The 15,340-nt window shown below is 43.4% G+C and carries 14 protein-coding genes and 1 pseudogene; 14 read left to right on the forward strand and 1 reads right to left on the reverse strand.

Annotation, left to right across the window (positions count from 1 at the left end; all coding sequences use genetic code 11):
* The first annotated feature begins 296 nt into the window (after positions 1–296).
* The 6 genes from L4C34_RS10590 to L4C34_RS10615 all read left to right on the forward strand — a co-directional run bounded on the left by L4C34_RS10590 (position 297) and on the right by L4C34_RS10615 (position 5,918).
* Entirely contained in the window at positions 297–1,325 is a 1,029-nt protein-coding gene (locus L4C34_RS10590; protein ID WP_428789315.1) for an amino acid ABC transporter substrate-binding protein, read from the forward strand.
* 66 nt (positions 1,326–1,391) lie between these two features.
* The gene (locus L4C34_RS10595) at positions 1,392–2,600 is read left to right on the forward strand and encodes an amino acid ABC transporter permease (protein ID WP_428789316.1); all 1,209 of its coding nucleotides are present in this window, start codon (positions 1,392–1,394) and stop codon (positions 2,598–2,600) included.
* Between the two features lie 3 nt (positions 2,601–2,603).
* On the forward strand, positions 2,604–3,701 hold the full coding sequence (locus tag L4C34_RS10600) for an amino acid ABC transporter permease (protein WP_428789317.1): 1,098 nt from the start codon (positions 2,604–2,606) through the stop codon (positions 3,699–3,701).
* A 37-nt stretch (positions 3,702–3,738) separates the two neighbouring features.
* A complete protein-coding gene (locus tag L4C34_RS10605; RefSeq protein WP_428789318.1) occupies positions 3,739–4,503 on the forward strand; it encodes an amino acid ABC transporter ATP-binding protein in 765 nt (254 codons plus the stop codon).
* Between the two features lie 290 nt (positions 4,504–4,793).
* A complete protein-coding gene (locus L4C34_RS10610) occupies positions 4,794–5,456 on the forward strand; it encodes a Bax inhibitor-1/YccA family protein (RefSeq protein ID WP_428789319.1) in 663 nt (220 codons plus the stop codon).
* Positions 5,457–5,588: 132 nt separating this feature from the next.
* The gene (locus tag L4C34_RS10615) at positions 5,589–5,918 is read left to right on the forward strand and encodes a TusE/DsrC/DsvC family sulfur relay protein (RefSeq protein ID WP_428789320.1); all 330 of its coding nucleotides are present in this window, start codon (positions 5,589–5,591) and stop codon (positions 5,916–5,918) included.
* Positions 5,919–5,952: 34 nt separating this feature from the next.
* On the opposite strand, the gene yccX is transcribed toward L4C34_RS10615, so the two are convergent.
* Positions 5,953–6,225, reverse strand: a complete 273-nt coding sequence (yccX, locus tag L4C34_RS10620) for an acylphosphatase (protein ID WP_428789321.1) — start codon at positions 6,223–6,225, stop codon at positions 5,953–5,955.
* 231 nt (positions 6,226–6,456) lie between these two features.
* Here yccX and L4C34_RS10625 point away from each other — a divergent pair, with 231 nt between their 5' ends.
* The 8 genes and pseudogenes from L4C34_RS10625 to L4C34_RS10660 form a co-directional block, all read left to right on the forward strand.
* Positions 6,457–7,650, forward strand: coding sequence for a class I SAM-dependent methyltransferase (locus tag L4C34_RS10625; RefSeq protein WP_428789322.1), 1,194 nt, complete (start codon positions 6,457–6,459; stop codon positions 7,648–7,650).
* Between the two features lie 58 nt (positions 7,651–7,708).
* On the forward strand, positions 7,709–8,062 hold the full coding sequence (locus tag L4C34_RS10630; RefSeq protein ID WP_428789323.1) for a DUF2750 domain-containing protein: 354 nt from the start codon (positions 7,709–7,711) through the stop codon (positions 8,060–8,062).
* Between the two features lie 223 nt (positions 8,063–8,285).
* Positions 8,286–9,422: a polyamine ABC transporter substrate-binding protein gene (locus tag L4C34_RS10635; protein ID WP_428789324.1), complete on the forward strand. Its 1,137-nt coding sequence runs from the start codon at positions 8,286–8,288 to the stop codon at positions 9,420–9,422.
* Positions 9,423–9,555: 133 nt separating this feature from the next.
* Positions 9,556–12,090 carry a bifunctional diguanylate cyclase/phosphodiesterase gene (locus tag L4C34_RS10640; protein WP_428789325.1) on the forward strand — a complete coding sequence of 845 codons (2,535 nt, stop codon included), beginning with the start codon at positions 9,556–9,558 and terminating at the stop codon, positions 12,088–12,090.
* Between the two features lie 546 nt (positions 12,091–12,636).
* On the forward strand, positions 12,637–13,089 hold the full coding sequence (locus L4C34_RS10645; RefSeq protein WP_428789326.1) for a DUF2061 domain-containing protein: 453 nt from the start codon (positions 12,637–12,639) through the stop codon (positions 13,087–13,089).
* A gap of 533 nt (positions 13,090–13,622) precedes the next feature.
* Positions 13,623–14,006 carry a hypothetical protein gene (locus L4C34_RS10650; protein WP_428789327.1) on the forward strand — a complete coding sequence of 128 codons (384 nt, stop codon included), beginning with the start codon at positions 13,623–13,625 and terminating at the stop codon, positions 14,004–14,006.
* A 255-nt stretch (positions 14,007–14,261) separates the two neighbouring features.
* Positions 14,262–14,738 (forward strand): peroxiredoxin, encoded by a 477-nt coding sequence (locus L4C34_RS10655; protein ID WP_428789328.1) that lies wholly within the window; start codon positions 14,262–14,264, stop codon positions 14,736–14,738.
* A 429-nt stretch (positions 14,739–15,167) separates the two neighbouring features.
* A pseudogene (locus L4C34_RS10660) lies at positions 15,168–15,340 on the forward strand (IS110 family transposase); the annotation flags it as partial.

Genomic DNA, 15,340 nt, shown 5'->3' on the forward strand with positions numbered 1-15,340 from the left:
TCGTGAATGCATAAACAGATAACGACCACTCTCCCAGATACTCCTACCCCTTCAAGAGAATAGGTAAGTGGGCGCCCCTTACTTATTCACAATCTAAATAAGATGTGACAGAAATCAAAAATCTTTTTAAATGAATGGTTTGAGAAAACTACAATCGTTACCTACGCTTATAACTGATTGATTTATTTGCGAGCAAAAAACTCGCTAAACGGCCAATTCGGTGATGACAAGGATTATTCACTCGTTGTATCTGATTTCGCCAATGATGTAACAACGTTAAAACAGGAAGGAAACTCATGGCAAACAAACTTACGCTTATTGCCGCTGTCGTAGCTGCCTCAACATCACTGGCCACGACGAATGCATTTGCTGCAGACAGTACACTGCAAAAAGTGACCAAGCAGGGCTTTTTAACATGTGGAGTCAGTACTGGCCTACCCGGCTTTTCCAACCCTAACTCAAAAGGTGAATGGGAAGGAATAGACGTGGAATATTGCCAAGCGGTTGCAGCTGCAGTGTTGGGTGACAAGACTAAAGTCAAATACGTACCATTGACGGCAAAAGAACGCTTTACTGCCTTACAATCGGGTGAAATTGATATCCTATCTCGCAACACGACTTGGACTCTACACCGAGATACGGCATTAGGTTTGAACTTTGCTGGCGTTAACTACTACGACGGCCAAGGTTTTATGGTCAAGAAAAATCTTGGTGTAAATAGTGCAAAAGAGTTAGACGGGGCATCGATTTGTGTTCAGTCCGGGACAACAACCGAGCTCAATTTAGCCGATTACTTCCGAGCTAGTGGCATGAAGTATAAGCCAGTCGTATTTGATACAGCTCCGCAAACTTCCTCAGGATTTGATGCTGGGCGTTGTGACGTATTAACCACTGACCAATCAGGTCTATACGCACTTAGATTAAACCTTAAAGATCCTTCATCAGCGATTGTATTACCCGAAATTATTTCCAAAGAACCATTAGGACCCGTCGTTCGCCAAGGTGATGACCAATGGTTCAACATCGCTAAATGGGCCCTATTCTCGATGGTCAATGCTGAAGAATACGGCATTACTTCAAAAAATGCTGACGATATGCTTAAGTCAAAAGATCCTAATGTCCGACGTATTTTGGGTCTAGAAGGACCAAAAGGAAAAGGCTTAGGCATTAGAGATGACTGGGGCTACCAAATCGTTAAACAAGTCGGTAACTATGGCGAAAGTTTTGAAAGAACCGTAGGTAAAGGCTCTCCATTACAGATTTCTCGAGGTGTGAATGCACTATGGAATGCAGGCGGTTTCATGTACGCTCCACCAATCCGATAACGTGACATCGTAACAACATGGGCGGGAATTCCCGCCCTTACCATTTTCGCTTGAGGTGCTAGTTGTATGAAGCCGACTAACAATCACTCACCAGACTCACTGCCCACTAATACGGCAAAAAAAACCAATCTTTTTTATAATCCCGCTTTTCGATCCGCTGTTATCCAGATCGCCGCCGTACTGCTGCTCGCTTTCTTCTTCTATACCATTGTAAACAATGCCCTTACCAATTTGAGCTCAAGAGGTATTGCGACAGGGTTAGACTTTCTGCACCAGCAGGCAGGTTTTGGTATCGGGCTGTCGTTAATTGATTACACAGAAACGGACTCCTACGGACGCACTTTCGTCGTCGGTCTGCTCAATACTGCCCTTGTCTCTGTGCTAGGAATTATCTTCGCGACAGTACTCGGGTTTATTATTGGTATTGCCCGTCTATCTTCCAACTGGCTAGTTAGCCGCTTAGCAGCTGTATATATTGAAATATTCCGCAATATTCCGCTACTGCTGCAAATTTTCTTCTGGTATTTCGCCGTCTTACAAGCGTTGCCCTCTCCGAGACAAAGCATGAGCTTAGGCGAAGCCATATTCTTAAATATTCGAGGACTATATCTACCCGAACCCATTTTTGAGTCGGGCAGTTCATGGGTATTCATGGCGCTACTTGCTGGCATTATTGGCTCAATCATTATCAACCGCTGGGCCAACAACAAACAACGTCTCACAGGGCAACAAACACCCATGTTTAAAGTTATCGTGGGGCTATGTGTCGTCTTCCCTGCCATTGTATTTTTGATCATGGGCGCCCCAATGCATACCGAGTACCCCGTGCTACAAGGGTTCAACTTTCAAGGTGGGATCAGTATTATCCCTGAACTTGCGGCACTTTTGATTGCGCTATCTATTTATACCGCTTCTTTTATTGCTGAAATTGTCCGCTCTGGGATCAATGCGGTGAGTCATGGCCAAACGGAAGCCGCCATGAGCTTAGGGTTACCTCGCTCGAAAACGCTAAAGTTGGTGGTGATCCCCCAAGCACTGAGGATTATCATCCCTCCGTTGACCAGTCAGTATTTAAACCTAACCAAGAACTCTTCACTTGCGATGGCAATCGGATATCCCGATCTGGTTTCTGTATTTGCAGGAACAACATTAAATCAAACTGGCCAAGCGATTGAGATCATTGCCATGACCATGGGGGTTTACCTCACTTTGAGCTTACTGACATCCGCGCTCATGAACATATACAACCGCAAAGTGGCTCTTGTTGAGAGGTAACGTATGAACAAACATCAATTCCAGCCAGACATGCCGCCCCCTGCCAATACCGTTGGGTTAATCGGTTGGTTACGGAAAAATCTATTCAATAACGTGACAAACTCCATTGTCACCATTATCTTAGGCTATATCACCGTATATCTACTGTGGCATGTAATCGACTGGGCATTTATCAAATCTGATTGGGTCGGTGACAGTAGAGAAGCCTGCTCACGCGAGGGGGCATGCTGGGTATTTATCAGCGTGCGGTGGGAGCAATTTATGTATGGCTTTTACCCACATGCTGAATTGTGGCGACCTCGGTTATTCTACTTTAGTTTAGCCATTCTCACTGCTCTTCTCGCCTATGAAAAAACGCCAAAACGTGGCTGGATCTGGCTGTTTTTTGTTACCGTATATCCGTTTTTAATTGTCAGCTTATTATACGGCGGTGTATTCGGGTTAGAAGTCGTGGACACCCACAAGTGGGGAGGTCTTCTCGTTACTCTCATCATTGCTTTAGTGGGTATTATCGTCTCACTACCCATCGGGATCGTTCTTGCTCTTGGTCGACGCTCTGAAATGCCGATAATTCGCAGTATCTGTACTGTATATATCGAGATATGGCGTGGAGTCCCTTTAATCACCGTTCTATTCATGGCATCCGTCATGCTACCTTTATTTCTAGCCGAAGGTTCGGAGACAGACAAACTAGTTAGAGCCTTAATCGGCGTGGTGATGTTCAGTGCGGCCTATATGGCAGAAGTGGTTCGAGGAGGCTTGCAGGCCATTTCAAAAGGCCAATACGAAGCGGCCGATGCGCTAGGGCTAGTATATTGGAAGAAAATCGGTCTAATTATTCTACCTCAGGCATTGAAGATCACGATTCCATCCATTGTAAATACCTTCATTGGCCTGTTCAAAGACACAAGTTTGGTGCTAATTATTGGTATGTTTGATGTCTTGGGAATAGGCCAAGCGGCCAATACTGACCCTGAGTGGCTCGGCTTTTCAACGGAAAGCTACGTGTTTGTTGCATTGGTATTTTGGATATTCTGTTTTGGAATGTCACGATACTCCATTTGGCTTGAAAACAAGCTACACACAGGCCATAAACGATAAGCTGACATTTTAGTGATTGACAATACAAGGACGTATTATGACTCAACAAGATACCAACGATGATTTACAACCTGTCATTGAAATCAAGGACATGAACAAGTGGTATGGGGAATTTCATGTTTTAAAAAACATCAACCTCAATGTTCGGCAAGGCGAGAAGATCGTGATATGTGGCCCCTCTGGCTCAGGAAAATCCACAATGATCCGCTGTATTAATCGCTTAGAGGAACATCAAAAAGGTCAGATCATTGTATCTGGAAACGAGATAACAGAAGACCTCAAGAACATAGAAGCTGTTCGCCGTGAAGTGGGTATGTGTTTTCAGCATTTCAATTTGTTCCCACACCTCACCGTACTTGAAAACTGCACGCTCGCGCCGATTTGGGTGAAAAAGCTGCCAAAATCGAAAGCAGAAGAAGTGGCAATGAAGTATTTGGAACGGGTAAAAATCCCCGATCAAGCAGATAAATACCCAGGACAATTATCTGGCGGACAACAACAACGCGTGGCCATCGCTCGATCATTGTGCATGTCTCCGCAAGTCATGTTATTTGATGAGCCAACCTCCGCACTCGATCCTGAAATGGTGAGAGAAGTCTTAGATGTTATGGTCGAGTTGGCAGGAGAAGGAATGACCATGCTAGTGGTCACCCATGAAATGGGTTTTGCGAAAGAAGTTGCAGATAGAGTGATTTTTATGGATGCGGGAGAAATCATTGAAGAAAACAACCCGGTTGATTTCTTCGAAAATCCGCAGTCGGATCGCACCCAAAACTTCCTCGCGCAAATATTGCACCACTAACATATAGAGAATAGAAAGCTCGGGATGTCTCACTAAGATACTCAGTAGGGCATTGTATCGGTTTTTAAGCCATCATTACTGGTGATTGAACAGTCGTTTAGTTGCGCTGCTAAAAATGGAAATCTCTAATGTAAATGATGCGCAGGTAGGCTGGATTTCAACTGAAGGTTGCAATGTGTTACAGTTTTCGCATTAACTCCTTGTTGGGGAGCCTATTTAACACTTGATTTTCTAGGTGCTACCCCCCATAAATATAGATATAAATTTTAACCCTTGGTACGAGGCCGATTATGAATAGTCACATGTTTACCAAAACTGCCAGCCAACAGAGTGCGCTGCAATCTAACCGAGTGCTGCGTAATACGTATGCGCTGCTTTCCATGACCCTTTTATGGTCTGCTATTGTTGCTGGTGTAGCGATGGCGCTTGAGCTTCCCCGCCCTAATATTATCATTATGCTTGTTGGCTTTTACGGCCTGCTTTTCTTAACAGAAAAGAACCGTAACAATGGCTTGGGCTTAGTGTGCGTGTTCCTGTTCACAGGCTTTCTAGGTTATACCGTTGGCCCACTGGTCAATATGTATATCGGCGCAGGTATGGGTGATGTGGTACTCACCGCTCTTGGCGGTACAGCGCTATCCTTTATCGCAGCATCAGCTTACGCATTAACCACAAAACGTGACTTGTCTATGTTAGGTGGATTGATGATGTCTCTATTTGTGGTATTAGTCGTCGGTATGATTGCAAGTATCTTCCTGCACTCGACGGTTCTTCACTTAGTATTGAGCAGCCTCTTCATCGTGTTCTCAACACTAGCGATTCTCTTTACAACGCAAGGCATTATTCGAGGTGGTGAAACAAACTACATCTCAGCGACTGTGACCTTGTTTGTTTCAATCTACAACATCTTCATCAGCCTACTTAGCATCTTAGGTATCATGAACGACGACTAGATTGACGTCACGCTAGATTCATAACCCTAAAACCTGATAGCGTCGCTATCAGGTTTTTTTGTCTTTTACGATAAGAATGCTATCCTCCCACCGTAATCCAATTCCCTCGACACTGAAGTACCAGACAGCAATATGTTTATATACAAAGACAATAAAATCGAAACCGATGCCCAAGGCTACCTGATTAACCACTTAGATTGGGAAGAAGGCATGGTTGCTCCACTAGCGGAGCAAGAGAGCATTGAGATCACAGATGCTCATATTGAAGTCATTCATTTTGTGCGCGATTTTTACCTAGAGTTTAATACTTCTCCTGCGGTAAGAATGCTAGTGAAAGCGATGGAAAAAGCCCATGGACCAGAAAAAGGTAACAGTAAATATCTATTTAAACTGTTTAAAAAAGGTCCGGCTAAACAAGCAACGAAATTGGCTGGCTTGCCAAAACCAGTAAAGTGTCTCTAGGCTCCCCATACCGTATTTATCCTGTGGTGTCTTACTACAGGATTTCAAACCCCTTATATTCTCGGCATTCCGTTGGCTCTTCACGAACCTTGTCCACCTTCGCGGTTCTTGGGCCCTGTGCCAACCACTCCTCCATCGCTAAGCGTTGATCTTTAGCACCGCACACCAATACTTCAACGTCACCTTCTAACAAATTTTTGGCGTACCCAGTTAAACCTAGCTTCAGGCCTTGTTCAGCCGTGTGATAGCGAAAACCTACCCCCTGAACAATACCTGAAACAATAAATTTGCTGCACTCGCTCGGCATATTCGTCTCTCCTAATTGCACTGCGCTTCGCCCGCACAATGTTTAGTGACACTTGTGAACTATAAATAACCATAAAGTAGAAAGTATGGCCAACAAAGTACAATTAGGCCAAAAATGCCAAAACCTACGAATTTACTCCCACAAGTAATAGAACATCATTCTTCGTTTGCATTTATGTGAACCTTGCCGGACAATAGCCGCCTTCCTTTCTTTTCAATCAGAGCTTGTTTAATGTCAGCTATCTATCTTGCTAAGGGCCGTGATAAATCGGTTCGACGCCGTCACCCTTGGATTTTTTCTCGCGGAATAGAAAAAGTTGAGGGCGCTCCTCAGTTAGGAGAAACCGTCGATGTGTTATCTCACAAAGGTGAATGGCTCGCCAAAGCTGCCTACTCCCCGAAATCGCAAATTCGTGCTCGCATCTGGTCGTTTAAGCAAAAAGAAAATATAGATACTGACTTTTTCGTTAAACGCGTAAAACAAGCTCAGCTACTCCGTGAAGAACTCATTCAACGTGATGGTCTAACTGGCTATCGCTTGATCGCTGCGGAATCGGATGGATTACCGGGCATTACTATCGATAAATACGGTAACTTCCTAGTTTGCCAACTTTTGAGCGCAGGCGCTGAGCATAATAAACAAGCTCTAGTAGACGCTCTAATCACTTGCTTCCCTGACTGCAACATATACGAACGCTCAGACGTCGCAGTGCGAGCAAAAGAAGGGCTAAAAGAATCCCAAGGTCTCCTACACGGCGAACTTCCACCCGCTTCAGTCATTATCGAAGAAAATGGCGTGAAGATCAGTGTTGATATCGTCAATGGACATAAAACTGGCTTCTATTTAGATCAACGAGATAGCCGCCAAAAATCGGTAAAGTATGTTGAAAACAAAGACGTTCTCAACTGCTTTTCCTATACAGGTGGATTTGGCTTGTACGCTCTGAAAGGCAACGCCAAGCGCGTAATCAATGTGGATGTTTCTCAACCTGCTTTAGATACTGCTAAGTACAATGCTGAACTCAATGAGTTCGACCTCTCCAAAAAGCGTGCAGTATTCCTTAACTCCGACGTTTTCCAGATTTTGCGTGAATATCGAGATCAAGGTACCCAATTTGATGTCATCATTATGGACCCGCCGAAGTTTGTCTCTAGCAAACAAAATATTATGTCTGGAGCAAAAGGCTACAAAGACATCAACATGCTAGCGATGCAGATTTTAAGACCAGGTGGCACCCTGCTTACTTATTCTTGCTCGGGCTTAATGGAAACCGATCTGTTCCAAAAAATAATTGCCGACGCGGCATTGGACGCAGGACGTGAAGCTAAGTTTGTCGAGCGCTTTGAACAAGCCCCTGATCATTTGACAGATTCAGCATATCCGGAAGGTTTTTACCTAAAAGGCTTTGCGTGTAAAGTTCTATAAGGTAATTCAGCGCCGAGGCTGCTACCCTATAAATTATATCAATAATGAGAGAATTCGAATGACTAAATTGACTGATGACATCCAAGAAAATCTAACCTTGTTTGTATCTGAGTCCAAACAAAATCAACTAGTTTGGGGCCTTAAAAACGAAGATGGATGGCTGTCATGCGATTCTACTGAGTTTGAAGAAAGCGAAGTGATGCCATTTTGGTCAACTAAAGCCGATGCTGAAACGCACAATGTAGAAGAATGGGCTGACTTTGAAGTACTCGAAATTCCTTTGGACATCTTTGTTGAAGATTGGCTATTGACGCTCGCTGAAGATGGTGTTCTTATCGGCACTAACTGGAATGCGAAGCTTGAAGGCAAAGAAATCGAACCAGCAGACCTTGCAAAACTGTACATCGATTAATTTCTTTATAAATCGGCTCCTTATTGGAGCCGATTTTCTCAGCACCTAAAGCTTAGATCAAACCGCTAAGCCTTCATTCAAGAATCTAAGTGTTCATTTCAAACACTCAGCTTATCTCCAATCAATCGTCTTAATTATGAGATAAACGTTCCACGACCTTGCGAGTTATTAGATTTGTCATTATCATGATTGCATAACGTCAGCTTGTATATGGAATTCACGGATGAATGACAGTATTACTTTTTTTGCGTCCAAATCGACTGCTCTCACGATTTTAGGCCGTTCTTTATTAACCACTTCTTTGCTAGCCACGGCCAGTTTTTCGGCCATCGCAGACTCCCCTCCCGCGAAACCTATAGCTAAACCGATGGCAGAATTAACATTTCTCACATGGGGAGAGTACATCGACGAAGACATAGTGAAGCAATTTGAGTCCGAGCACAGTGCAACAGTTAACTTCGTCTATTTCGAATCAGATGAAGGCCGTGAAGAAATCCTCACGACATCTGGGCATGAACACTACGACATCATACTTGTCGATTCTGTCTCTATCCCTTTCTACAACCACTTAGGATGGGTCACTGAATTTGATCAAGGTCAAGCTCCTAACCTAAAACATGTGAAGTTACCAACGCTTGCGGGTTTAGAAGGCCGGGACCAAACTTGCACCCCCTACGCTTGGGGTACCACTGGTATTGCTTATCGTGGCGATCTCGTTTCCGAGCCAATTACAACTTGGAAGCAAATCTTCGCGCCGAAGCCTGAGTTAAAAGGAAAGATACTCATGCTTCCATCTGGTGATGAAGTGATCGGGATGGCGTTAAAATCCCTAGGCTATTCGATGAGCAGTGGCGATAAACATGAACTGGATGAAGCTCGCACTCTGCTTTTAACCCAAGCACCCTCAGTCATGGGCTATTCGGCAGTCGCAGTCGAATCCGACAAATCAAAACTCGTCACTGGAGAGGCAAGCGCAGTTATCACCTATAGTGGTGATGCCCTAAAATTAAAAGAGTACGAACCAAAAATTGAATACGTTCTCCCGAATGAAGGTGGGGCAATATGGGCGGACTTCATTTGCTTATCATCAAAAGCCAAAAACTCCAAGCTTGCCCACGACTTTGTCAATTTTATTAATCGTCCAGTGCAAGCCGCACAGAATGCGCTATTCGTTTATAGTGGAACGCCGAATACGGCTGCAGAAAAACTGTTACCTGAAGAGTTTCTGAGCAACCCTATTATCTACCCAGATCAAGAGGTATTAGCGCGCTCTGAGCTCTATCAACCTTTGTCGCTAAGAGCTGTAAAGAGACATAGCTCTATAATGAACGAATTACGGCAAGCGTTAGAGAACAACTAGTTATACTCTAAGGCCATTAAGCTTTCGAAGTAAAATTCGTTCTAAGAACAAAAGCCTCATCGTATAAAACGGGAATGCTAGGGCAAGAACCATCTCAAAGATAAACTGACCCTAGTGCTTCTCTGGAGTAGATATGCAGTTAAAAGGAAAAATCGCCGCTAGCCTATTGCCTATTGTGCTGTTGCAAATGGTTATACTGATTGTTCCTACTTTTATGTTCTATAGCGATCATACTAGTGAACAAATTGAATTACACATTCAAGACTCCGTTGCACAGGCGAGAAGTGCCGTCAATTCTAAGCTATCTTCTCTTTCCGCAAATACAGCTGTCTTTGCAAAAAATGCAATACTTAATCGCTACTTACGCGTAGACAACCCTATCATTAGGGCGAATGTCATGCATGACCCCTTACTCAGTGAATTTGCTTCCTATATGGCAGTCCACCCCGATTACCTTGAGATCAGTTTAGTTGCGCCCGATGGATATAAAGAGGCAACCCTTACCAGCAAAAATTACCCTAATACACTCGACGAAGCAGCAGGCACTTCTTATTTCAAAAGTATTACTCAATCTCTATCGAATCACAAAGTTTTAATAACCAAGGACCCTACAACTCAGCAATGGATTTTAGTCTCAGCTCAAAAAATCCTACAACGTAGCTTAATTGAACAAACTCAAGCTTCTGAGCCAACCCTTAAAGGCTACCTTGTGATTAAACTAAATCTAGATTTTCTTTCTGCACAGCTCAGTAGCACTAAGTGGGCACAAGATGGTTTTGTTGCATTGTACGACAATAAAGGCCAGCTCATTTTAAAAACTGGCGAAGCATCGATAACACCCAGTGCACTGGAAAGTTTATTTCAAAAAGAACAACATGGTTCTGGCACCTATATTCATCAAATTTCGGTCAATAACAACACGTATGTCACCGGGAGTAGTCAACTGGCCGACAATCTCAATTACAGCATTGCTTGGCCAAATTCGGAGTTGCATCAAGTTCTAATCTCCCTTGGCTATACCTCTATCGTCAATGGTCTAATCCTTCTAGTAGCAAGCATGCTACTGGTATATTGGGTGCTCAACCGAAAGCTTATTCGTCCAATACATGATTTAAGTCTCTCAGCGATGAACCTCGGGAAAGGAGAGGAAGTTTGGGAGTTTAAATCCAACTCTAACGATGAAATATCAAGTCTTGCAGACGCTATTAAAGATATGGGATTTGGATTGATTCGGCAAAAACAGCAGTTACATGACATTGCTTATATAGACAGCTTAACGAAATTGCCAAATCGCCACCAAATGCTGGAAGACCTTAACCAACAATACAGCCAGCTAAAGATGGGATTACATGGTGACATTGCTCTACTTTTCCTAGATTTAGATGAGTTCAAACACATAAATGACACAATGGGTCACGAAGCTGGCGATAAAATATTAACGGCCGTAGCCAATAGACTCAAATACGCTCTCAGCACAGTCGATTCAGGCAATATGACCAACTTGACTCAGCCGATAGCTGTAAACAACGCTATCATTGCAGATAACAAAAGCGAACAACCCAACTATCAACTTTGTCGATTAGGCGGAGACGAATTCACGGTATTATTGCTCAACATCAAAGACCGACATGACGTTGAACAAGTAGCAGAGCTAATTCTTCACGCTTTCCACGACCCCTTCCGCATAGCTGACAGAGAATTTAGACTTGGAGTCAGTGTGGGGATCGCACTTGCATCTGAAAGCGGGGAAAGTACCAGTGACCTACTCAAAAACGCCGATATAGCAATGTATGATGCGAAGAAGGAAGGGAAAAATACCTATCGATTTTTCTCTAGAAGTTCCGCTTTAAAATCTCTAAAAGAAATGGAAATCAAAGAAGATCTACACCACGCGCTTTATAACAACGAGTTGACGCTCGCCTTCCAGCCTCAAATCTCGATTGAGGATAATACGTTAGCAGGGTGTGAGGCGTTGTTACGCTGGAAACACCCCGACAAAGGCTGGATTCGTCCCGACATATTTATCCCCATCGCAGAACAGTCAGGTTTGATTGCACCACTTGGTAAATGGGTTATCCTTGAGACTTGCCGCCAAATAAAACGGTGGCAAAAGGCCGGATATCAAGTTCCTCGTGTTTCAATCAACGTCTCATCGGTTCAGTTTTCTAAAGAAAACATGCACAGGGTGATTGTCCAATCTCTTAAAGATACGGGCATCAGCACAAAATACTTGGCCGTTGAAGTGACAGAGTCCAGTATCATGCAAGGGGCTGATTCCATTGCTCAATTAGAGAAAATTCAAGCCGAAGGAATCAGAATCGCCCTAGATGATTTTGGTACGGGCTACTCTTCGCTTAGCGCGCTTAGAGGCCTACCGATTGACGAGTTAAAAATTGACAAGAGTTTTGTATCCGATCTAAGTAGCGGTTCTGACGGTAAAGCCATTGTCTCCGCCATCATCGCGATGGCTCATCAATTAGGGCTCGAAGTGGTGGCTGAAGGTGTTGAAACCAAAGAAGAGCTCGACTTCCTCAAACAAAAAAGCGCTGAAATTATCCAAGGCTACTATTTTAGCAAGCCATTGACCAAAGAAGAATTTACCATGCAACTCGTCTCCCATTCAGCCATGAGTAAACAAAGCAGCAACGGCCTATGGTTGGTAAGATAAACCCTAAAATCAGTGAGTGACGAACGCTTTAAATCTCGCCACTCACCCCTATTAGCCTAGAGCTGAGGCTATCGGCCTTTTTAAGAATGGTAGCATTAGGCAGTTTTAATTTCTCTTCGTGGGTCTGATATTGGAGTCCCAACCTTAGTCATTGACAGCCAAGGCGATATTACTGCCACAGTGGAAGAATCAAGAGAGCTTCACCAGAAAATTCCTCATTCTCGATTCGAAGTGTTGCAGGGAGGCCATACAAGTGTCGTAAAACAGCATCAGGTATTTTTATCACTTTTACGAAGTTTTTGTCTAGATGAGCAAGAGAAAGATTAATACTAGGGTTTGAGATCCTTGTCGCCTCGTCATCCAAGTTCATCACAAAATCCACACTTCTAATGGGATTTCATCCAAATTCAACACTTAGCGGAAACATACCAACGGGGATAAACGATAGGCAGACCCTATCCCATTAATCAAAATATCCCCCTTGACCAAATGAGAATGATTATCAATAATATTTACATCGCAGAGAACTGCTATGAGGATAACACGATGATCAAAACAATGACTTTTGCCGCCATCCATTTTAGCATCGCGACGATTGTTGCTTATGTTTTGACTGGAGATTTTCTACTTGGCAGTCTGATTGCTACGATTGAGCCTTCAATCAACACTTGCGCGTTTTATGCTCATGAGAAAGCTTGGCAAAACGTTCCCTACCTAAAGAGCCGTGAGTCAATGACCAAACTGAAAACGTCGAGCTTTGCCGTCATTCACTTCAATGTGGCTTTTTTGGTCGCTTATGTGATTACTGGCGATGCCTTCATCGGAGGGTTAATGGCATCAATTGAGCCAGCCATCAACTCTGTGGCTTACTTCTTCCATGAACGTGTTTGGCTACGGAAAACTCAATCCGTTACACCGAAAGATAAAACTGGTCAGTGCAAACAGCGCTTATTCTCCCCCCAAACGAGCATTGCATTAAGCGCCGACCAACGCATATAGCAAGGCAGCCAAACTCCTAAATTGGGAGAGATTAAGCGGCTACGCCAGTATTACGTACTTGTTACGACGCTACTTGGTTAGCTGTGGCGTGGGCAGAGTTGCATGGTAGAGCGACAAACGATTCAGATTTGGCGGCGGCCACCAAACATGTGCCAATTCATGTCCGCCGATATGTCCTAGCCACGATTAAAACGGTGAGTGATTAGAACGGGCAACGTGGACGCCTCACATTAGAGATTGCAGCCGGACAACAAAGTGTGGAGCATAGCCAGTAGAGATCAAAGCTTTCGAGCCGAGGGTGACACGGATATGCCCCAATTAAGCTAGCTTAGGAATGTGAGCGGATAAACCTAGATCAAGTTTGACCGATTAGCGGTAATCCGAAACGGTGAATAAAAGCGCACTTACAAGATCGGAACGTGCGTGGCTTCTTATGGAAATTAATACGTTGGCTATACTGAGTTTTAGTACTCTCTACAGATGAAACTTGGTGGCAAACGATGACCCAGAGAAATATTCACGGAATGTTTTCAATGAGCTTCGAAAAAAGAATCTTACATTCAAAAGTAACGGGGTCTACCAACAAAGAGCTAAGTCAAGCTTGGTATGAAGACATGAAGAAACATATTCTTTCTTCTTCTAATAAAAACACCCTACCTTGGGTCGTTTTGATTGATAGCCGTAATTGGGAAATGGCATCACAGGACATAGAAGAAATAACCAATGAAACCATTAATTGGGCACGAGAACACGGTTGTTGCTTGTTCTGTACGGTAACTTCAAAAAAAATACAACAATTTGCCCTGAATAAAGAATTTGGTCATCAGAGTATCGTGACAATGTCTTCCGACTATGATGAAGCTTATCAAGCATGCCTAAATAAACTCTCTGAAGCCCAAAACCAGCATAGCAAGTAACCTCTCTACCAAAAACATTACCCTATAGTTATTCCTGACTTGGTCACGCCCCTTTGTGTGTTTCAACTGAATGGCGGTGGTGACGATAACATATTGCTTTAACGATATTGCTTTAACGATAATACTCGCGCTCAATAAAGGTAGTAATCACCTTATCGTGCTTTGGCATCATTTCATTCCCTTACTTTATTTAGGTAGTCTGTTTTTGCTTTGATCGTTACACTGTCTGAAACTAATAAACCAAGGAAAGCAGACATGATCCAGAAAGGTCAAACATTACCAACCGCCACCCTCAGCGAACTAAACGATGACGGAGTGCTAACCCACGACACAGATGAGCTTTTTGCAAACAAACGTGTTGTGCTTTTCGCTGTCCCAGGAGCATTTACACCAACCTGTTCAGAGTCCCATTTACCTGGTTACGTCGTTCTAGCTGACGAAATTAAAGCAACTGGTATCGATATCATCGCGTGTGTCTCAGTGAACGATGCTTTTGTGATGCAGGCTTGGGGAGAGGCACAAAACGCCACAGAAATTATGATGCTAGGCGATGGTGATGCCAACTTTACCAAAGCGCTAGGACTTGAGATGGATACTGCCACATTCGGCGGCGTTCGTTCACAACGATATGCGATGGTTATAGAAAATGGCGTGGTGACGCAGCTAAACGTCGAGGAGCCAAAGCAATTTGAAGCGAGTAAAGCCGAGACTATTTTAGCAGCTCTGAAGTAGTATTTAAGAACACAGCGGTTCCGAATAATCTACTCTGAACCGCTATTCTGGTTGAATTCAGGGATACACATAACGCCTCAAGAAGAGCCGGCTTAACTTGTTACATGCCTTGTTCGTCTTTGTACTCAATACCACCTAATAGCTTTGAAAATAGTGTTTTGTAAAACTGTTTATCTTCATTGAGAACCCGACGACCAAACACTGCTTATTTGATTTTTACATTAAAATACTTCCCATTGTCAGAAGACAAAAAAGTTTGATCGTTTTTAGCCTTAAAACTAACAGTTTTCGTTATACCTTTCGCTTAAAGTTTGATCATTTATAGGGGCGATGTCATTTCTATAGAGCCAGGATATACAATATAGATAATTGGACTCCCCATCCCTGAAACAGCTACATTTATATACTGGTTGAACAATGGAGTCCGAAATGAACAAAACAATCATTGGCGTAGATCTGGCTAAAAAAGTTATCCAAGTTTGTACATACTCAAACAAAAAAGTGCGTTCAAATGTTGAAATGACACCGAAGGAATTAACTTTTTGGCTTAACACCATTCAACCAGCAACCATCGTATTTGAAGCATGTAGTACCTCTAATTA

The sequence above is a fragment of the Vibrio profundum genome (genome assembly GCF_050337555.1).
Lineage (GTDB): Bacteria > Pseudomonadota > Gammaproteobacteria > Enterobacterales > Vibrionaceae > Vibrio > Vibrio profundum.